Annotated in this window: 15 protein-coding genes and 1 tRNA gene; 5 read left to right on the top strand and 11 right to left on the bottom strand. The window is 74.9% G+C overall.

Features of this window, described 5'->3' with window-relative positions; translation table 11 throughout:
• The first annotated feature begins 148 nt into the window (after window positions 1–148).
• Window positions 149–1,285: an LLM class flavin-dependent oxidoreductase gene (locus tag Scani_RS30650; protein ID WP_159481016.1), complete on the top strand. Its 1,137-nt coding sequence runs from the start codon at window positions 149–151 to the stop codon at window positions 1,283–1,285.
• A 209-nt stretch (window positions 1,286–1,494) separates the two neighbouring features.
• On the opposite strand, the gene Scani_RS30645 is transcribed toward Scani_RS30650, so the two are convergent.
• Window positions 1,495–3,309 carry a putative bifunctional diguanylate cyclase/phosphodiesterase gene (locus Scani_RS30645; protein WP_159481015.1) on the bottom strand — a complete coding sequence of 605 codons (1,815 nt, stop codon included), beginning with the start codon at window positions 3,307–3,309 and terminating at the stop codon, window positions 1,495–1,497.
• Between the two features lie 361 nt (window positions 3,310–3,670).
• On the opposite strand from Scani_RS30645, the gene Scani_RS30640 reads away from it, so the two are divergent.
• Window positions 3,671–4,912 carry a M6 family metalloprotease domain-containing protein gene (locus tag Scani_RS30640; protein ID WP_159481014.1) on the top strand — a complete coding sequence of 414 codons (1,242 nt, stop codon included), beginning with the start codon at window positions 3,671–3,673 and terminating at the stop codon, window positions 4,910–4,912.
• Window positions 4,913–5,030: 118 nt separating this feature from the next.
• On the opposite strand, the gene Scani_RS30635 is transcribed toward Scani_RS30640, so the two are convergent.
• The 6 genes from Scani_RS30635 to Scani_RS30610 all read right to left on the bottom strand — a co-directional run bounded on the left by Scani_RS30635 (window position 5,031) and on the right by Scani_RS30610 (window position 10,785).
• Window positions 5,031–5,104, bottom strand: a tRNA-Lys gene (locus tag Scani_RS30635).
• Window positions 5,105–5,160: 56 nt separating this feature from the next.
• Complete coding sequence (locus tag Scani_RS30630; protein WP_159481013.1) at window positions 5,161–5,799, bottom strand: bifunctional DNA primase/polymerase; 639 nt, start codon at window positions 5,797–5,799, stop codon at window positions 5,161–5,163.
• Between the two features lie 187 nt (window positions 5,800–5,986).
• Window positions 5,987–6,370, bottom strand: a complete 384-nt coding sequence (locus Scani_RS30625) for a DUF8844 domain-containing protein (RefSeq protein ID WP_174872772.1) — start codon at window positions 6,368–6,370, stop codon at window positions 5,987–5,989.
• 134 nt (window positions 6,371–6,504) lie between these two features.
• A complete protein-coding gene (locus Scani_RS30620) occupies window positions 6,505–7,890 on the bottom strand; it encodes an AAA domain-containing protein (protein WP_159481011.1) in 1,386 nt (461 codons plus the stop codon).
• A 40-nt stretch (window positions 7,891–7,930) separates the two neighbouring features.
• Window positions 7,931–9,481, bottom strand: a complete 1,551-nt coding sequence (locus Scani_RS30615) for a hypothetical protein (RefSeq protein WP_159481010.1) — start codon at window positions 9,479–9,481, stop codon at window positions 7,931–7,933.
• The gene (locus Scani_RS30610; RefSeq protein WP_371872393.1) at window positions 9,472–10,785 is read right to left on the bottom strand and encodes a nuclease-related domain-containing protein; all 1,314 of its coding nucleotides are present in this window, start codon (window positions 10,783–10,785) and stop codon (window positions 9,472–9,474) included. Before Scani_RS30610 ends, Scani_RS30615 begins: the two co-directional genes overlap by 10 nt.
• 280 nt (window positions 10,786–11,065) lie before the next feature.
• Between Scani_RS30610 and Scani_RS30605 the strand changes: the two genes are divergently transcribed.
• Window positions 11,066–11,659: a histidine phosphatase family protein gene (locus tag Scani_RS30605; protein ID WP_088797789.1), complete on the top strand. Its 594-nt coding sequence runs from the start codon at window positions 11,066–11,068 to the stop codon at window positions 11,657–11,659.
• 35 nt (window positions 11,660–11,694) lie between these two features.
• Here the strand turns inward: Scani_RS30605 and Scani_RS30600 are convergent, their stop codons facing one another.
• On the bottom strand, window positions 11,695–13,146 hold the full coding sequence (locus Scani_RS30600) for an NsdA family TPR-like regulatory protein (RefSeq protein ID WP_159481009.1): 1,452 nt from the start codon (window positions 13,144–13,146) through the stop codon (window positions 11,695–11,697).
• 245 nt (window positions 13,147–13,391) lie between these two features.
• Between Scani_RS30600 and Scani_RS30595 the strand changes: the two genes are divergently transcribed.
• On the top strand, window positions 13,392–13,853 hold the full coding sequence (locus Scani_RS30595) for a hypothetical protein (protein ID WP_174872771.1): 462 nt from the start codon (window positions 13,392–13,394) through the stop codon (window positions 13,851–13,853).
• 60 nt (window positions 13,854–13,913) lie between these two features.
• Here the strand turns inward: Scani_RS30595 and Scani_RS30590 are convergent, their stop codons facing one another.
• On the bottom strand, window positions 13,914–15,173 hold the full coding sequence (locus Scani_RS30590) for an NAD(P)-binding domain-containing protein (RefSeq protein ID WP_159481008.1): 1,260 nt from the start codon (window positions 15,171–15,173) through the stop codon (window positions 13,914–13,916).
• 279 nt (window positions 15,174–15,452) lie between these two features.
• Between Scani_RS30590 and Scani_RS30585 the strand changes: the two genes are divergently transcribed.
• Window positions 15,453–16,604: a glycoside hydrolase family 26 protein gene (locus Scani_RS30585; protein WP_174872770.1), complete on the top strand. Its 1,152-nt coding sequence runs from the start codon at window positions 15,453–15,455 to the stop codon at window positions 16,602–16,604.
• 44 nt (window positions 16,605–16,648) lie between these two features.
• On the opposite strand, the gene Scani_RS30580 is transcribed toward Scani_RS30585, so the two are convergent.
• Entirely contained in the window at window positions 16,649–17,911 is a 1,263-nt protein-coding gene (locus Scani_RS30580) for a GNAT family N-acetyltransferase (RefSeq protein ID WP_159481007.1), read from the bottom strand.
• Window positions 17,908–18,768, bottom strand: a complete 861-nt coding sequence (locus tag Scani_RS30575) for a YveK family protein (protein WP_159481006.1) — start codon at window positions 18,766–18,768, stop codon at window positions 17,908–17,910. The genes Scani_RS30580 and Scani_RS30575 overlap by 4 nt, the downstream gene beginning before the upstream one ends.
• Window positions 18,769–18,770: the final 2 nt, after the last annotated feature.

Below are 18,770 nucleotides of genomic sequence, written 5' to 3'. Positions count from 1 at the left end.
GTCACGGCCGCCGGGAGGCGGGCTCGCGGACGGCGCACGACCCGAGCCCGCAGGCCGCCGACACCGGCCGGGAGCTGACCCGGGAATAAGTGGAGAACCTCTCCGGTTGTGCTCGCCGCAGACCACCGACGCGAGGAGGACCCGCACCGTGAGCGGCGAGAGTGACCACACCCGGGGCAGCGACGCAGCGCTCCACGAGAGCGGCGACGGGATCCGGGGCACGGCCCTGGGCACCGCTCCGGTGCCCCTGTCGGTGCTCGACCTGGTGACGGTCGGCGCCGGGAACACCGCCGCCGGCGCCGTCCGCACCGCCGTCGACATCGCCCGTACGGCCGAACGCCGCGGCTTCCACCGCTACTGGGTCGCCGAGCACCACTCCATGCCCGGCGTCGCCTCCTCCTCGCCCGCGGTGCTGCTCGCCCACCTCGCCGCCCACACCGAGCGCATCCGCCTCGGCTCCGGCGGCGTCATGCTCCCCAACCACGCCCCGCTGGTGATCGCCGAGCAGTTCGGCACCCTGGAGGCGATGGCGCCCGGCCGGGTCGACCTGGGCCTGGGCCGCGCACCGGGCACCGACGGCGCCACCGCCGCCGCGCTGCGACGCACCCGGCAGCTGCATGAGGGCGCGGACGAGTTCCCGCAGCAGTTGGCCGAGTTGACCCGGTTCCTCGACGACTCCTTCCCCGACGGCCACCCCTACGCCAAGATCCACGCGGTCCCCGGGCCGGTCCAGGCCACCTCGCCCGGCGGCGTCCAGTCCGCCCACCGGCCGCCCCTGTGGCTGCTGGGCTCCTCCGGCTTCAGCGCCCGGCTCGCCGGCTCCCTCGGGCTGCCGTTCGCCTTCGCGCACCACTTCTCCGCGGCCAACACCCTCCCCGCGCTGGACCTCTACCGTGCGTCCTTCCGCCCCTCCGAGGTGCTGTCCGAGCCGTACGCCCTGATCGGGGTCGCGGCGCTGGCCGCCGAGGAGGAGCGGGAGGCCCGCCGCCAGGTCATGACCGGCGCGCTCTCCATGGTCCGGCTGCGCACCGGCCGTCCCGGCCTGGTCCCCAGTCCCGAGGAGGCCGAGGCGTACCGCTTCGACGAGTTGGAGCGCGGCTTCGTCGACAGCTGGCTGGGAAACGTCGTCCACGGCACCCCGGACGCCGTCCGCCAGGGCCTGGACGACCTCGCCAAGCGCACCGGCGCCGACGAGCTGATGATCACCGCCAACGCGCACGGCGGCGCGGCCCGCCTGCGCTCGTACGAGCTGATCGCGGACGCGTACGGGTTGCCGCGGGGGTAGTGCCCGGCGTACGTGGTGGTTGCGGCCGGTGAGGATTCCGCCGGACCCTCGCCGCGGGGGTGCGCGCCGTCGCGGCGGGATTTCTTTTCCGGTGCGGGCCCGGCCGCACCGGCGAGCCCGGGACCCGTACCCCTCGCCCGGTCCGGTTTGCGCCCGGCCCGGCTCGGCGCGGGTTGTCCCGCGCCGGTGAGCTGTTCCGCGTACGGGCCTCAGGCGCCCGTGTGGCGGCCCGCGTCGAGGAGGGCCTCGACGCGGTCGGGGGCGACGGGGCGGGAGTAGAGCCAGCCCTGGCCGGTGTCGCAGCCGATGCGGCGGAGGCGCTCGGCCTGCTCGGCGCTCTCCACGCACTCGGCGGTGACCGTGAGGCCGAGGCGGTGCGCCAGCGCCACCAGCGCCTCCACGATCATCTCGTCCGCCGGGTTCGGATGCTCCTGCGAGCGGAAGCCGCGGACGAAGGAGCCGTCCAGCTTCAGGACGGAGACCGGGAGGCGGCTGAGGTAGGCGAGGTTGGAGTAGCCGGTGCCGAAGTCGTCGATGGCGATCCGTACGCCCATGTCGCTGAGCGCCTGCAGGGCCTGCAGCGGCCGGCCCGCCGAGCCCATCACCGCCGACTCGGTCAGCTCCAGCTGCAGCAGCCGCGGCGGCAGTCCGGTCTCCGCGAGGATCCCGGCGACGTCCGCGACCAGGTCGGAGTCCCACACCTGACGTACGGCCACATTGACGCTGACGAACAGCGGCTCGCCGGGGTGCGCCAGCTGCCAGGCCCGCGCCTGGTGGCAGGCCCGTTCCAGGACCCAGCGGCCCAGTTCGACGATCGCGCCGTTCTCCTCCGCCAGGGCGATGAACCGATTCGGCGAGAGCGTCCCGAACTGCGGATGCCGCCAGCGCACCAGCGCCTCCACCCCCTGCGCCCGGCCGTCGCCCAGACCGACCAGCGGTTGGTACTCCAGGGTGAATTCGCCGCGGTCCACCGCCGGACGCAGAGTGCTGGAGAGCGCCTGCCGGGTCATCCGGTGGGCGTTGCGCTCCGGGTCGAAGAGCGTCCAGCGGGCCTTGCCGTCCTCCTTCGCCCAGTACAGCGTGGTGTCGGCGGCCTGCATCAGGCCCGTCGCGGTGGTGCCGGTGGCGGTCCGCTCCACGACGCCGATGCTCGCCGACACCGACAGCCGCTGCCCGGCCAGGTCGAACGGCCGCTGCAGCGCGTCCAGGACGGACTGGGCCAGCTCGGCCAGCTGATCGGTGCCGGTGGAGTCCTCCACCAAAAGAGCGAACTCGTCACCGCCCAGTCGCGCGACGAGATGCCCGGCGCGGCCGGACCCGCGGTCCGCCGCGGCCTCCGCGCACCGCGTCAGTCGCTGCGCGACCGCGGCCAGCAGCCGGTCGCCGACGCGGTGCCCCAGGGTGTCGTTGACGGCCTTGAAGCCGTCCAGGTCGAGGTAGCACAGCCCGATCCGGCCGGTGCCGGACGGCTCGAAGGAGGCGGTCTCCAGCGCGGTGGAGAGCCGCTCGAAGAACAGCGCCCGGTTGGGCAGCCGGGTCACCGGATCGTGCATCTGCAGATGCCGCAGCCGGGCCAGCAGGTCGTGCCGGTCGCTGATGTCCGCCACCGACAGCAGCATCCGCTCCTCCCCGCTGAGCGGCTCCGGCGTCAGCGGCTCGACGGTCACCTCCACCCAGACGGAGTGCCCTTCGGGGTGTTTGAGGCGGCGGGTGCAGTGCATCCGGTCGCTGCGGCCGCACAGCACCTCGCGGTAGGCGGTCCACACCCGCGGGTCGGCCCCGAGGTCGGTGAGGTCCGCCGCGGTGGCCGCGACCAGCTCGGCCGGGTCGGCGCCGACCAGTTCGCCGAAGGCGGGGTTGGCGGCGAGGACCAGGCCGTCGCGGTTGAGGACGGCCATCGCCAGCCGGGCGGCGTAGAAGGTGGCGCGGTAGTCGCCGAGCGAGGCCGCGGTGTCGTCGCAGCGGCCGGCGGGGGTGGGCCCGGCCTCGGTGGATGCTTTGGTCGTACCGTTACGCTCCGTCACTGAGGGAAGCGTCGCTCCGGGCGTGCGGCCCGGACTGTCGGGGTGTCCGCTCACTGCTCGCTCCCGCATGGCGCTTGTCTCGTGATGAAGGGTGGATCTCGCGCTGGAAAGTGTGGCGATCATAGAGGCTGGTGCAACGGCCGATCCAGCGACGCAGCCGTGATCGTCCGCCCGCATGACGGAACTTCAGCCATTTCTGCTCGGGTCTGTTCGTACCGAATGCCCCATTGGCTGTTTGTGACTTTCCGTTACGGCAGGGCTAAGGCGCGCCGATCACTCTTCCGGGTCCGCAAAACAGGACGAATAGCATTAAATCGCCACAGGGTAGATGAGGTCTCCGAATCCGTCCCTGGAGGTATATGTGCCGCGCGCCCGGACACCCGACGGGGTGGATCGCCGCCGTCTGCGGCGCGTCGCGGCCGTCGCCACCTCTCTGAGTGCGCTCATCGCGACCTCCATCGTCGCCGGACCCGCCACCGCCTCCGAGGCTGCCCTCTCCTGCGCCCTGGGGCGCACCGACGCGCACCACTCCGAAGGCCTCGACAGCTGGAACGGCTCCTATCCGCGCCCGGACCGCCCGCTCAACGCCGTCATGATCTTCCTGTCCTTCCCGGACGCCCGGCCGTCCACCGCCCCGCAGGAACTCTCCCGCGCCTACTTCCCCGCCACCTCCGGCTTCTTCGACCGCGCCTCGTACGGAAAGTTCCGCCTGCGCCCGCACGTCCACCGCAGCTGGGTGCGGATGCCGCGCTCGTCCTCCTCCTACGGGATACAGCGCGACTGGGACGCCGGCCGCCGCTCCGCCTACCTGCGCGACGCGGTCTCCGCCGCCGACCCCTCCGTGGACTTCGGCCGCTACGACGTGGTCTATTTCGTCGCCGACCCGGACGCCCCCGGCGTCGACTCGGACGCCACCAAGGTCGTCAACCTCGAACAGCCGATGCACGCCGACGACCACGACCTGCGCCGGTTCGTCACCGTCTTCGAGCAGAGCCCGCCGGACCGCAATGTCCTCGCGCACGAGACCGGGCACGTCTTCGACCTGCCGGACCTCTACCACCGGCCGCGGAACGGCAAGGGCGACTGGGACACCTACGTCGGCGACTGGGACCTCATGGGCAGCCAGTTCGGCCTGGCGCCCGACCCCTTCGCCTGGCACAAGTGGAAGCTCGGCTGGATCGCCGACAGTCAGGTCGACTGCGTCGATCTGACCAGCCCCGCCCTGCACTCGCTGCGCACGCTGTCCGCCCCCAAGGAGCCCCGGGCCCAGCGCCGGCCGCGCCTCCTGGTGGTCCGTACGGGGACCGACAGCGCACTGGCCATCGAGGCACGCGGTGCCATGGGCAACGACCGCTCCCTGTGCACCGAGGGCGTCCTGGTCTACCGCGTGCACAGCAAGACCCCGTCCGGGTCGGGGCCCGTGCAGGTCCTCGACGGACACCCGGGCAGCTCGGCCTGCGCGGGCACCTCCGTCTACCCGCCGCTCGCGGACGCGCCGCTGGGCGTGGGCGAGAGCCTGGACGACGCCGCGGACGGGGTGCGCATCCAGGTCGAGGGCCGGACGGCCGACGGGGACTGGGCGGTCAAGGTCGGGCGCGGCTGACGCCCGCCGGCGGCCCGGGACGAGGCGGAGTGCTGCCGAGGAGGGCGACCGGCGCGGAGCCCGACGGGGCGGGCATACGACGAAGGCCCCCACCGGAGTGGAGGCCTTCGACTGTCTGTGCGCCGCCAGGGACTCGAACCCCGGACCCGCTGATTAAGAGTCAGCTGCTCTAACCAACTGAGCTAGCGGCGCCTGCTGACGGGGAAAACATTAGCATCATGGTCGGGGAGGACAAAAATCGGTTTGTCTCAGCCCGGGGTCAGCGCCGAAACCGGGTGCTGAGCTGCGCTTTCCCGCTCGGGGGCGGCCAGCGAGCGGGCGGCGCGCACACAGGCCCACAGCAGCACGTCCGGACCGGGCAGCCAGGGGTCGCGGACGTCCGGCGCCACCAGCCAGCGGGAGGCGGACGCGCCGGACGGGTCCTCGGCGGCCGGGAAGGGGGCGGCGTGGCGAGGTGCTTCCCGGGCGGCCCGGCCGCGGGGGTGCAGGGGCGGGACGGTCACCGCGTCGCCGCTGCCGTGGCACAGCAGCGGGGGGACGGCGGTGGCCCACTCCTCCCAGATCAGCAGCGCGGGCAGCCGCTGGGCCGTGCCCGGGGCGGCGAACAGCAGGATCCGCCCGCGGTGCACCGCCACCGGCCCCGAGCCGGGACCGGCGGACCATAAACGGTCGACCATGCGCCGCCCGAAGAGCGCCGGGGCGTTGATCACGTCGAAGGCGGTGCCGCACGGCAGCACGCTGGGGGCGGCCGGCCGGGTGGCCCACAGGGTGTGCATCTCGTCCGGGTGGGGGCTGGCGGAGGCGAGCCAGTCGGCGCCCGCGAGGGTGACGTACGCCGCGGTGGGAAAGGCCAGGGTGCGGGGGGTCTCGGGCAGCCATTCGCTCATGGGGGACAGGTCTACCGAGGCGGCGCGCACGGACTGGGCTGATTGGCGGAAAACGGGACGGTGCGGCGTGGAAGCCGGTATCTTGCGCCTCTTGCATATGCCAGCGGCTCATGATCATGGACCATGAGCCGCTGTGGGGCGCGTGTGGCGGAGGTGACGTCCGGGGCGGCCGACGGGGCCGGGGCGCTCAGTCCATCTCGCCCGGCAGTGCGCTGCTGCTGCGCATCAGGCTGCGGCCGAACTCGATCATCTTCTGCGCATAGTCCTCGGTCCACTCCGCCTGCTCCGCCAGCGCGGCCGGCGGCATCCGGTCGAACCGGCTGGGGTCGGCGAGCTGGGCCGCGGCCAGCGCCTGGAACTCCGTGGCGCGGTCGGCCGCGGCGCGGAAGGCGAGGGCGAGTTCCGTGGCGCGGCCGAGCAGCTCGCGCGGGTCCTCCATCGACTCCAGGCCGAAGAAGTGCTCGGGGTCGGCGACGGCCTCGGGCGGCTCGAAGAGCAGCTGCGCGGGCTTCATCCGCCGTGGTCCCGGCGCCGTACCACGCGGGTCGGGAGCCGGTCGCGGCTCGGACATGTACTACCTCCAGATCGTGTGCCGCATTCCATTGTCCCGCCCCGCGCAAGGGGGCCGTGCGGATGCCCGCCGCCCGCCCCCTTCCGCCGGGGCCGTCCGCGGGCGCGGGGGCGGTGTCCGGCGGCCCGGCACCCCTAAGGGCGCCACGACACCCGGTGTTCCGCCAGGTGGGCGAGAACGGCGTGGTTGGCCTCCCAGCCGTCCGGGAACTTGACCGTGACGCCGAGGCGGACCGGCTCGGTCGAGGGGTGCTCGTCCAGCAGGTCGGCGATGCCCGCCCGGCAGACCACGATGCAGGCGTGGCGGTGGCGGGAGGCGAGCACGCACAGCCGGCCGGTCTCCAGATGGAAGGCGGTGGCGTCGGGGCGGCCGGAGAGCGGGTGCAGCACGACCGTGACATCGAACTCGCGGCCCTGGAGACGGTTGGCGGTGTCCACCGCGACCCCCGTCACCCCCAGCTCGGCGAGCGCGGCGCGGACGGCCGCCGCCTGGTCGCGATGGGCCGTGCCGACCGCGATCCGGGCCGCCGTGAGCGGTGCGGGGACGGCGGGCCCGCCGTCCGGGTCCCGCTGGGCCTCGCTGGTCGCGGCGCCGCCGCGGTCCAGGAGCCGGCGCACGACCTGCGCCACCGCGCGGACCGCCTCCGGGTCCGTACGCGGCGTACGGCGGGCGGGGAGTTCCAGCAGGCCCCAGCCGGACTCCGCGGCCTCGTCCAGGACCCGGTCCACGCCCGAGCCGTCGCCCGGCACCCCGAACGCCAGCCGGCGGTCGCCGTGGCCGGTGCCGCTGCGGAACGGGGTGTACGGATAGAACGCGGCGGACACCAGCGGCGCGGCCGAGGCGGGCAGCCGCCAGGAGACCGGCAGCCGGTGCTGCGGCAGATCGGGGTTGTGGGCCAGGAGGGTGGAGACCGCGCTCGCGGACGGGTCGTACGCCAGCCCCGCCCACTGCTCCGCGCCCACCACGCTGAACGGGTCCAGCTGGCCGGGGTCGCCGACGAACAGCGCCCGCTCGAAGAGCCCGGCGACGCTCAGCAGCGCGTCGGAACGCATCTGGTAGGCCTCGTCCACGATGGCGTGCCGCCAGGGCTCGTCGACCTTGGTGTACGCCCATTTCGCGGCCGTCGACACGACGATGTCCATCCCGGCCAGATCGGCGGCCTTCGCGGACGTGCGGACCGAGGGCAGCTCGGCCAGCGCCGGGTCGAACGGGCCGGGCTCGCTGCTGTGCAGCCGGCCGACCGGCAGCCCCGGGTCCTTCTCGGCGAGCCGCAGCACGAGGTCGTCGACCTGGGCGTTGGTCTGCGCGACCACCATCAGCGGGCGTCCGGCGGCGGCGAGTTCACGGGCCGCCCGCACCACGAGGGTGGACTTGCCGGCGCCGGGCGGGGAGTCGACGACCACACCGCGCCGGGAGCCGTGCAGCGTGTCGTGCAGGATCGCGTCGGTCGCCGCGGCGGCCGCGGCGGCCGGATCGAAGGCCTTGGCCGCGGGGGAGGAGGATTCCTGAGAGGCCGTCATACGGCGGTGTTCTCCGGGGCGGTCGACTGCCGGGCGCGGGTCACAGGAAGTCCTCCGTGGTCACGGGGTCGGGGGTGTCGTGCGGTGCGTCCCCGGGGCCGGGCGGGGGCCCGCCGTGGGTCCACGGGGTGTCCTCGGGGTCCGGGAGCTCCGGGCCGCCGCGCGGGGCGTGCTCGAACAGCGTCCAGCACACCGTCTCGTCCGGCTCCGGCACCGAACCGGGCTCGGGTGTCTTCCCGCGCCCCATCCCGCCGGTCAGCCGCACCACCAGCGCACCCGGCTCACCGGTCACGGACGCCACGTACTGAGCGGTCTGGGTCCTGCCGTCCGCCAGGGGGCGGTAGAGCTTGAGGCCCTCGGACAGCTGCGGACGGTCGGAGGTGTGCAGGGTGACCAGCGGGCGCGGCATCGGCCGTTTGCCCTCGGAGAAGGCCATCTCGACGGCGGTGACCGTGCCCTGGAACGCCTCGCCCGCCAGCCGGCGCCCCGCCATCACCAAGGGGTCGTCCAGGGCTTCCTGGGCGTCCAGTTGGGCCTGCGCGGTCTCCCGTGCGGACAGTTTCTGCGCGGCGGTGACCGCGTCGTCCTGCTTGGGCTGCGGGGGCTCCCCGGCGCGCACCCGGTCGCGGTGTGCCGTGTACGACCAGCGGTCGCGCTTCCAGCGGTCGGGCACCCGGGCGCCCTCGGGGAGCGCGCGCACCAGGTCGAGGCCGTGCCAGACGGCCTCCCAGGTCGGCCGCAACTGGCCCTCGACCAGGGCGCGCAGCGCGTCCTCGGCGCCCGGTAGCCCGGCGTCGTAGCGGGCCATCGCGGGGGCCAGCAGCCGGTTGTCGAACGCCGGGTCGGTGGCCGGGCCGGCCGGCGGGCACAGCAGCTGCCCGTCCGCGTCCCGCGCCGACTCCGCGCGCTCGGCCGCCTCCCGGCCCGACATCCCCGGCGGCGGGTCGATCCACGCGAGCAGCGCGCCCAGGTGCTGGTCCTCCAGCATGCTCTGGCCGCTCGCCCAGTGGCGGGTCAGCAGGTCCGTCATGGACAGCAGCAGGCTCGCCCCCGGCACCCGGGCCCGCTCCCCGAAATGGGTCAGCCAGCGACCCAGCAGCGGGACGTGCGGCGGCGCGGGGTGGGGCGCCTCCGGCTCCTGCTCGGCCGTGCGCCGGAACCGCATCGAGCGTCCCAGCAGCCGTACGAAATCGGCACCTGCGGCGCTCGGCACGATCAACTGGGGCGCGTCCGTGCACAGTTCGACCTGCACCGGGACCTTCTTGCCGGTCTCCGGGTCGGTCTCCTTGCGCTCCTCCCACCCGATGGCGTCCGCGAAGCCGTCCACGTACGGCAGCACCGTCTCCGCCAGCTCGGCGAGGAAGGCGAACCGCAGATCGCGGTCGCGCGGCTGCGGGACGGCCAGCAGCAGCGGCTTCTCGCGGTCCGTGCCGACCAGGGCGCCCAGCGGGGCACCGGCCTCGCCCGCGGTCGTCAACGGGACGAGGACCAGCGGGCGTTCGGACAGATGGCGGTGCCGGACCGTGCACCGCGGCCGCGCCCGGCCCGCGGTGACCGCCTCCATCCGGGCCAGCGTCTCGATCAGCGACATCCCGGCTCCTCCGCTCGCGGTGCCGGCACGGCGGCGCCGGCCAGTGCCTCGGCGCGCAGCGCGGCGGCCCGGCGCAGCGCCGCCACGGCCGGGTCCTGGGGGTCATCCGGAGCCGCGGGGTCCGGTCCGTCCCGGCCGGCCGCCGCCAGCACCTCCTCGATGGTGCGCAGGCCGCCCAACTCGCCCCGGACGCCGCGCCCCAGCGCCTCCACCGCGCCGTCCTCACGGGACCGCTTGCGGCAGTGGAAGGCCAGCTCGCAGGCGGCCAGGCAGTCGGGGACGTAGGCCGCGCCGACCGCCTCGACGGCCTGCGCCAGCTCCTCGGGCGGGCGGGTCGCCGTCTTCCCGTCGTCCGCGAGCCGGAGGTCGAAGGTGGTCTCCGGGGGGAGGGCGGCGGCGATCTCCTCGACCCGGGTGAGACGGGTCAGCTGCCGCCGGGTCGTGGCCAACTGCTTGCGGACGTCGACGGCGGCGGCCGTGGGGAGGTTGGAGAAGTCCTTCGGGCACACCAGCAGCGCCCGGTCGCCGACCCGGACCGGGCGGCCGGTGTGCGCGCCGACGTGCCGGGCCACCGGCTCCAGGGCCAGGACGTACACCGCCGCCTGCCGCACCGCGGCGCCCACCTTGGCGGCGTCCGCGGAACCGTCGATCATCGGGAAGGACTTGATCTCGACGACCGTCCAGATGCCGTCCGGATGCACCACCACCGCATCCGGCTCCACATAGGCGGGCGAGCCGGCCACCTCGACGGCCAGCATCGGATGGTCCAGCAGCGCCCAGCCGCCGGCCGCGGTCGCCTCGCGCAGCGCCAGCGCCGTACGCGCCGTACGGCCCTCGGGGCCGGCCGCGGACAGATCGGGGGTGGCGACCTCGTCCGGAGCGGGCGCCGGGGTGCCGGGCGCCAGCCGCTCGTGCAGCAGCCGCAGCAACTCCGTGCCGCCGTCGGACTTCACCCGGGACTCGAAGGCATGGCCGCGGACGATCGCGAACTGGGACTGGCCGTACGCCGCGGGCGAGCCCAGTGCCTGGGCCAGCGCGCCCTTGTCGACGCCCGCCCCGTCCAGGAGCGCACGGCGTCGGCAGCCGGGGTTGGCGGCCAGCGCGGCGAGCGCGCGGGCGTCGAGGGGGCGGGGGCGTACGCCCGGGCCGCGCAGCTCGGTGAGCCTCCCCCGGCCCATGAGGGAGGACGTCCCCGGCCGCGGGCCCGGTGTCGTCGTCGGCTGCTCCGGCGAGGGGGCGGCCGACGCGGGTCGACTGTCGCGGAAAACGTTCACCCGCCGAAGTCTCGCATCCGGCACTGACATGCGGGGGGACCGCCCACGGATCCGTTGCCCGCGGAGGCCGGTCCGGGGTGGTGCCTCGTACGCTGTACGGCCGTGGGCTGGGGGACGGACCGGGCCGGTTGCGGGGCGGTCCCGGGCCGGGCCCGCGACAACGCCGCGCGCCGGCGACGCTCCCGGCCGGCGGCGGGGCGGCCTCCCCGGTCAGGGACAAATCGACCCCATGCGCGATGATGGAAAGCCCGCGGTCGACGCCGCCCGCACCGAGCAACGACCAGCCGAGAAGTCGGCGAGAGGTACGACCATGGCACCGCGCATATTCCTGGCCAGGCACGGGCAGACCGAGTGGTCCCTGTCCGGCAGGCACACCGGCCGTACGGACGTCCCGCTGCTGGACGAGGGCCGGCGCGGCGCCAAGCTGCTGGGCGAGCGGCTGCACCGCGCTCCGTGGGACGGCCTGCCGGGCGTCGAGGTCCGCACCAGCCCCCTGGTCCGTGCCAAGGAGACCTGTGAGCTGGCCGGATTCGGCGACCGGGCCCAGCAGTGGGACGCGTTGATGGAGTTCCACTACGGCGCGTACGAGGGCCTGACGCCGGCCGAGATCAAGTCGGGGCGGCCGGACTGGCTCATCTGGCGCGACGGCGTGCCGGAGGGCGAGACGCTCGCCGAGGTCGCCGCGCGGGCCGACGAGGTCGTCGACTGGGCGCGGTCGGCCGACCGCGATGTGCTGGTCTTCGCGCACGGCCACATCCTGCGCTCCCTGGGCGCCCGCTGGCTCGGCCTGGACATCTCCTTCGCCGCCCGTATCCGGCTGGAGCCCACTTCCCTCTCGGTCCTCGGCTGGGCCTACGGCGAACCGGCCATCGAGCGCTGGAACGACACGGGGCACCTCGGCTGAGGGGCCCCGTGGGCCCGAGAACAAGCGGGCCCCGTCTAGGGGGCGGTGCCCGGAGTCGGCGCGCCCTCCTCCTCGGAGGCGGCCGAGGCCGCGTGGCGTTCCAGGAAGTCGGCGACCGCGCCGCAGCCGCGATGGGCGTGCAGCGTCCGGGCCGTGCCGTCGAGCATCGTACGGATGCGGGCCGAACGGACCCGGGCCAGCAGTGTCAGCACCCGGACCCCGGCCGCGGCGGCCTCCTCGGGGGCACCGCTGTTCGCGAGATCGTCCGCGAGTTCCGCGGTGAACAGGGCGATATTGCGGGTGAAGTGGGGGTCCTGCAGTGCCACCGCCCGGCGCGCGTGCTCCGCCGCGCGCCCCGCCTCGCCCAAAGCCGACCAGCACTGCGCCTCCAGGCCCGCCAGTTCGGCCTCGCCGTAGAACGTCATCCACTCCGGGTCGCCGTCCCGCGGCCCGCCCGCGAACAGCCGCTCCGCCCGCGCCAGCGCCTGCTCGCAGCCGGAGCGGTCCGCCAGTCCGGCCCAGCCGCCCGCCTCGCGCAGTGCCAGCAGCGACAGCAGCCGCGGCGAGGCCAGATGCTTGGCGGCCTGCTGCGCGGCCTGCGCGGCGCGCACCGCCTCGCGCGGCCGGCCGGCGTCGCGGGCGAGGAAGGCCGTATTGCAGAAGGCGTGGGCTTCCAGGGCGGCATCGCCGCAGACTCGGGCGGTGGCCAGCGCCTCCGCATAGTGTGATCTGGCGTCGCCGAAGCGGCCCGAGTCGTGCGCCAACCAGCCGACGGTGATGGCGAGTTCACCCGCCCCCGCGTGCAGCCGGTCGGAGACCGATCTGCGCTGGACGCCCGCGTCCAGCAGCTCGTAGGCGGCGCGCAACGGCTGGGTGGCGCGGCGGTAGATGCCCTCCGCGCCGTGCCGGTCGTCCAGCAGCCGGATCTGACGGACCGCCTCCTCGACGGCGGTGGCCTCGGCGGTGCCGGCGCGGTGGCCGGCCGCGGTGCGGGGCCCCGGCACAGGGGCGGCCGCGGCGGCGGCAGCGGCCTCGATGGGATGCAGGGCGGCGAAGCCCAGGGCTGCTGCCGGGCCGCCGGTGATGAACGCGCGACGCAGCACGTCGCTCTCCTCGAAGATCTGGATACGGGTATCGCGGTGGTCGGGGTCGGTTGCCAGGGGCGCGGCGCTGACCGCCGCCGTACGCGCCCCCCGTCCGCGTACCGCCTCGCGCGGCGCGAAGCCCATGTCGGGCAGCGTCAGCCCGGGGAACATGTGCCGGAACACCCGCTCATAGGCGTAGTTCGGACACCGGATCTCCCCGGACTCGACGCGCCCCACGTAGCGGGCGTCGCACGAGACCTGCTCACCGATCTCACGGGCGGACCGTCGGACCGCCGCCGCGAACTCGCCCGGTGACAGCCGGCCGCGCAGCTGTCGGAAAGCGAGGTTCGGGCGGGCGGGTACGGTGCGGGACGACGCTGAACTTGCTGCTGGCGACGCCATGGCGGACCCTCTCCGTGCCCTCTCCGTGCCATCGGATGGCGATGCCGCCTCCTGGCGGTGCGGCGGGATGACCGTACCGACCGTGATGGCTTTGATACGCAGAGTTTTGCCACAAATCGGATATCTCGCGCACGATCTGCCATGAACTGCCATCCTTTGCAGCGTTACGCCGCCGTAGCTGTTGACACGCCTGACCGTTGAAGTCGGTGTAAAGGGTCTGGTGCGTGCAGGAGGAGGGGTTCTCCGTGTGGGAGACCGGCGTGAGCAGGGGCGGCAACGGGTCCGCGGGCCAGGCCGTCGCAGACGGGGCACCGGCCGTACCGGCGCAGTCGTGCGACCTCGTGACGGTGCCCGCCCGGCAGGGACTGGAAGCCGTCGACATCCTCCGGCTGCGGGACGACGTCGGCCCGGTGCTGCACGACGGCGCCTGCGACACCCTCGGGTTCCTGGTGCCCGCCGGCACCGCCGCGGGCTGGGACGTACCGGGCAGCGCGTGTACCCAGACCTCCGGGCGCGGTATCGCGCTGGGTGCGCTGTGCGGTGATGCGCCGTGCGGGGAAGGGACCGCGGCGGAGCCGCCGGTTACCGGCACCGGCTGGCTGGTGCCCCCGGAGGGTGCGGGCGCCGCCGCCACCGACCCGGCCGTGCTGCGCGCGGCACTGGGCGAGGCGGCCCGCACGATCGAGGCCGTCGACCGCTGCCAGTGAGCGGCACAGGGGCCGCCCGGCCGGTGCCGGACGACCCCTGCGGCATCGGACGCCCGCGTCCTACGTGGTGTGCGCGGCCGGTGCGCTGTCCCTCGCCGGGCGGGGGATGGTGGTGGCGCCGCGCCGGTCGCCGAGCCGGCGCTGGACGCCGCGCAGGAGCCGGGGCGCGGTGAAGTCCGCGCCGTAGACGAAGCGCATCGACGGGCCGAACGACGGGGCGGTCAGCAGCCCCGCGAAGAACAGGCCGGGCCAGGACGATTCGAAGCCGGAGCTCAGTTCCGGCGCCCGGCTCGCGCCCACCGTCCGCAGGGTGGTGCGCACGTGGGGGGCGAGCAGCCGCAGCCGCCCGAGGTCGGGGAGGTATCCGGTGGCCGCCACCACGTGCTCGGTGTCCAGGGTGTCCGTGCGGCCGTCCGTATGGGTGAGGTGGAGCCGCACCCCGTCGCCCTGCGGGGCCGCCGCCCGGACCCGGTGGTTCAGCAGGACCGGCCCCGCCTGCTCGAAGCGCTCCCGCAGCCACCAGGCGCCGGCTGGGCCCAGCGCGGTCTCGGTGATGCGTACCCGGGTCGCCGAGGGCAGCCGGCGCACCGCCCAGGGAGCCTTCGCCCACAGCCAGTTCGGCCAGCCGGTGCCGAGCCCGGAGTACGGGTCGTGCAGCGCGCGCAGCCGGCCGCGCGCCGACGGCTGTGGCGGGGGGTTCCAGTGCAGCCGGTCGGCGCGGGCCACGATGCGGGGCCGGGCGCCCTGTTCGGCGAGCAGGGTCGCGGTCTCCAGCGCGGCCTGGCCGGAGCCGATCACGGTGACGTTCCGGCCGGAGAAGTGGCTCAGATCGCGGTGGTCGCTGCTGTGCGAGGCGAGGTGCGGGGGCAGTTCGAGCAGCGGCCAGGGGCGGTTGACGAACGGCATCACGCCGACCGCGAGCGCGACGGTCCGGGCCGCGATCCGCTCACCGGTGTCCGTATCGACGTGGAAGCCGGCGCCGTCCGGGCGTACGGCGGTGACGCCGACCTCCTCGACCTGCGGCACCGCCCGTTCGCCGAACCATCTGCCGTACGCGGTGAAGGTGTCGAGGGGCAGCGGGACGCCGTGCTCGGCGGTCAGGTCGTGGGCGGCGCAGTAGTCGGCCAGGGTGTGGCCGCCGTCCGGGGCGGAGAGATGGGAGGACCAGGGCTCGGACTTGAGGAACATGCCGTCGGGCATGTGGTCGCGCCAAGTGGCCATCGGCCGGCCCAGGACCCGCAGCCGCAGTCCGGCCGCCGCCGCGTGTGCGGCGATCGAGAGTCCGTAGGGGCCGGCGCCCACCACCACGAGGTCGTACATGGAATCTCCCTGCGCTTTCTGTCGGTGCGGGGCGGGGGTGCCGTGGGTGCGGTCCGGGTCGCCGTGGGGAAAGGGACGGATAACGAGCCGGAGCAGCACTACGGGCACACCGGTGTCGAACGAGGACGGTGCGCGGAGCCCTTCACTTCTTAGGACCGTGTGGGGGACGGAATTCGCTAATGGGCTATCGGAATGCGTCCGGGCGGCCCGTACGGGTTATTCCCTGAGGACCGTCAAGGATCAGCGCGCCGGACCGCGGGCGTCCCCCAAGGAGTCAGGATGGCGCTGCGAAGCCGGCGACTGGCGGGCACCGCGATCGGGGCACTCGCGGTGTGTCTGCTCGCGGCCGGCCACTTCGTCTCCGCGACCGACCGCACCGGCGGTACGGGACAGGCGCGGCACCCAGGACCGCGACCCGCCGCCGAGGCGCCGGCCGCTCCGCCTCCGCTGGGCGCCTTCCTGGGGTCCGGCGCGGAGGGCGTACGGCGGCTGGGCGCACTGCAGCGCTGGCTCGGGGGGACGGACGTCCGGGTCGGCCACACCTATCTGCCCGGCGGCCGCTGGCCGGACATCGAGGGGCAGCCGGAGTTCCTGCAGCCGTGGGCCGCGTGGCGGCGTGCCGCGGCGGACCGGATGCTCGTGCTGAACGTGCCGATGATGGAGCGCAACGAGGCGCGGCTGCCGGACGCGGAGGTGCGCCGGCTGCTGCACCGGGCCGCGGCCGGCCGGTTCGACGGGCACTTCCGCACGCTGGCCCGGCATCTGGTCGACGCGGGGGTGCCGGACACCGTGATCGTCCTCGGCTGGGAGATGAACGGGATCACCTACACCCATCGCTGCGCGCCCGATCCCGAGGCGTGGAAGGCGTACTGGAACCGGATCGTCACCGCGATGCGCGCGGTGCCCGGAGCGCGGTTCCGCTTCGATTTCGCGCCCTCCCGCGGGGTGGACGCGATCGGCTGGACCGCGTGCTATCCGGGCGACGGTGCAGTGGACGTCATCGGCATGGACTCCTACGACCAGCCGGCCGGGGAGACCTTCGACGCGATGATCCACCAGCCGTACGGTCTGCAGGCCCAGGTGGATTTCGCGGCCGTGCACAAAAAGCAGATCTCGTACCCGGAATGGGGGTTGTTCCGCAACGGCGACAATGCCGCGTTCGTCGTGCGCATGCTGGCCTGGATCGCCGAGCACCGGCCGCTCTACCAGACGATCACCGACTACTGCCCCCACGGAGTGTGGCAGTGCCGGGCGAATCCGCGCGCCACGCTGGCCTTCCGCGCGGCGCTGTCCGGCGTGCCCGCGCCCGTCCCGGGGCCGGCCCATACCCCGGGGCCGACAGCCGCCCCGGGCCCGGTAGCCACTCCGGTCCCGGTAGCCACTCCGGTCCCGGTTCCGCCCCTGGTCCCGGCGTCCGCCCCGTCGCCCTGAGTCCGGCGCGGCGGGCCGCCGCGGGCCCGTGCACCACCGGACGGTCATGGGCCGGCCGCCCCCTTCGCCCGCCGGGTGCGCAGTCGTGCCCGCAGCCCGCGCAGCGGGGCCGGCCGTTCGCGGGCCAGGCCGGCGGCCAGCGCCCGGCCGGCCACCTGCGCCGCGTACAGCCGCAGCGCGGGCGCCAGTGCGCGACGGGACAGCAGCAGCCGCTGGTTGGTCACCGGCACTGGGCGCCAGTGCTGTTTGTACGGCTCGGTGCCGCGCAGCAGGCTGAGTGCGCGGCGGCCGGTGCCTGCGGTACGGCGGGCGTCGTGGCGCATCAGCATGGTGGTGATGTCCGCCTTCCGTTCGCGCAGTTCGGGGTCGGCGCCGTAGAGATAGCCGCCAGCCAGATCGGCGGACATCAGCAGGAGGTCGGCGGCCATCACCCGGCCGGCCATCCGGTACTCGGTGAGCACCGCCTCACCGCTGCCGACCATCTCCCGGGTGGCGCGCACCAGATGTGCGGCGAACCGCGGCCGCAGATGCTCCGGGGTCACGCCCCGGCCCTGCCACTGCAGCCGGTGCAGATGCAGCATGCGGTGGATCGCGACGGGCACTTCCCCGGCCGGTACGGAGCGTTCCTCGATGCCCAGCGCGTCGAGCTTGCGCAGCTTGGCGCGGACCCGGCGGGCGCGGTCGCCGGCCAGCCGGCCCAGCAGGCCGTCCATCGGCACGCCGGGCAGCTCCAGGCAGACCGAGTCGTCGCGCCGGCGGCGCGGCCCGGGCCAGGCCGCGTACAGCCGTTCGGCGGCCGCGCCGGGCCGCACCTCGCGCAGATCCACGAGGGCGCCGCGGGCCGCCCGGTACAGCCCGGCGGCGAGCGCCTCGGCCGCCGGACCGGCACAGGAGTCGTCCAGGAGGACGTCACAGAAGTCCGAGAGGGGGCCGCCGAGCGGCACCAGCACCGGCAGCGGGCGGTACGCCAGCATCAGCGGTGCCGCCGCCACCAGCCGCCCCGCCCGGCGCACCAGCACGATGCGCAGCCGCCCCGGCGTCCCGTACGACAGCCACCACGAGTACAGCCAGGAGTGGCTCTGGAACGGGGTGGCCGCCCGGCAACCGCGGTGCAGCGCCCGCCAGTCGGCGGCCAGGGCGGCGAACTGACCGGGGGCGCGGCACAGCGTGGTTGACAGGAGGGCGGGTGTGGTGGATTCGGAGTCCGTGGTGTTTCCAGTGGCTCCGGCGGCCTCCGGGCGGGCCGGTCGGCGCCCCGGGGCCGGCACCGTCGACGGCGCCTCGTGCGAGGTCCGCCGGGCCGTCATCGCCCGGAGTCCTCGGCCGCCGGTACGGCCCCCGAGGCGACCGAGTCCGTGGCCGGGGCGGGCACTACCGCCGTGTGCCCCGCCCGCTGCCGCTCCCGTGCCGGCCGTACGAGCAGCAGCAGACCGCCCAGCAGGCCGCCCGCGCAGGCCCCCACCCCGGTGGCCAGCGGTGCGGACGGCGATGCCGGGGCGGCCGGGGGCGAGGCGGGGGAGAAGACCAGGAGCCTGGCGCCGGTGCGGTCGCCGGCCTCGTTTCCGGTCCTGGTCAGCGAGCGGGCCACCGCATTGGCGAGGTCCGCCGAGGCCCGTGCGGACCGTGCGGTGCCGGTGATCTCGATCATCGGGGCGTCCGGCGAGGTCGTCGTGCGGATCCCGCCGCGCAGCACACCGAGCGGTACGTGCGAGGCCCGGTGCGCGGCCGCGAGCACCGCCCCGCTCGTCGCGACCCGGCCGTAGGCCTGCGCGAAGCCGAGCGCGGAGGCCGGGTCGGACCCCTTGGCGGGGACCACCAGGACGTAACCGGTCGCGGCGTACTCCGGCGGCTGCAGCAGCCCCCATCCGGCGCCGCCGGCCGCCCCGAGCAGGGCGCACAGCGGCAACGGCCACCAGCGGGGCAGCCGGCGCCATCGGGCCCGCAGTCCGCCCGCCCACCGCATGGCGGGCGCGGGTCCGGCAGCCGCTCCCCGGGCCCGTGCCGCCCCCGAGCCCACCGCGGCCGCCTCCGCTTCTCGCTCCGACCCGGGCTTCGATCCGCGCGGTGACCCCTGCTTCCACTCGGACTTCGACGCGGGCTTCGCTTCGTCTTCGGTCTCTCCGTCCGTCTCTTCTTCCGTCGCGTCCCGCGCGGTCCTGGCCATGG

Source organism: Streptomyces caniferus (assembly GCF_009811555.1).
GTDB lineage: Bacteria > Actinomycetota > Actinomycetes > Streptomycetales > Streptomycetaceae > Streptomyces > Streptomyces caniferus.
This window is presented reverse-complemented; position numbering and strand designations above follow the sequence as displayed.

Bases quoted from the DNA above. Each gene is read 5' to 3' on its own strand.
- Scani_RS30605 (WP_088797789.1), top strand. From the start codon at position 11,066: ATGGCACCGCGCATATTCCTGGCCAGGCACGGGCAGACCGAGTGGTCC.
- Scani_RS30600 (WP_159481009.1), bottom strand. From the start codon at position 13,146: ATGGCGTCGCCAGCAGCAAGTTCAGCGTCGTCCCGCACCGTACCCGCC.
- Scani_RS30620 (WP_159481011.1), bottom strand. From the start codon at position 7,890: ATGACGGCCTCTCAGGAATCCTCCTCCCCCGCGGCCAAGGCCTTCGAT.
- Scani_RS30585 (WP_174872770.1), top strand. From the start codon at position 15,453: ATGGCGCTGCGAAGCCGGCGACTGGCGGGCACCGCGATCGGGGCACTC.
- Scani_RS30590 (WP_159481008.1), bottom strand. From the start codon at position 15,173: ATGTACGACCTCGTGGTGGTGGGCGCCGGCCCCTACGGACTCTCGATC.
- Scani_RS30610 (WP_371872393.1), bottom strand. From the start codon at position 10,785: ATGTCAGTGCCGGATGCGAGACTTCGGCGGGTGAACGTTTTCCGCGAC.
- Scani_RS30625 (WP_174872772.1), bottom strand. From the start codon at position 6,370: ATGTCCGAGCCGCGACCGGCTCCCGACCCGCGTGGTACGGCGCCGGGA.
- Scani_RS30615 (WP_159481010.1), bottom strand. From the start codon at position 9,481: ATGTCGCTGATCGAGACGCTGGCCCGGATGGAGGCGGTCACCGCGGGC.
- Scani_RS30630 (WP_159481013.1), bottom strand. From the start codon at position 5,799: ATGAGCGAATGGCTGCCCGAGACCCCCCGCACCCTGGCCTTTCCCACC.
- Scani_RS30580 (WP_159481007.1), bottom strand. From the start codon at position 17,911: ATGACGGCCCGGCGGACCTCGCACGAGGCGCCGTCGACGGTGCCGGCC.
- Scani_RS30575 (WP_159481006.1), bottom strand. From the start codon at position 18,768: ATGGCCAGGACCGCGCGGGACGCGACGGAAGAAGAGACGGACGGAGAG.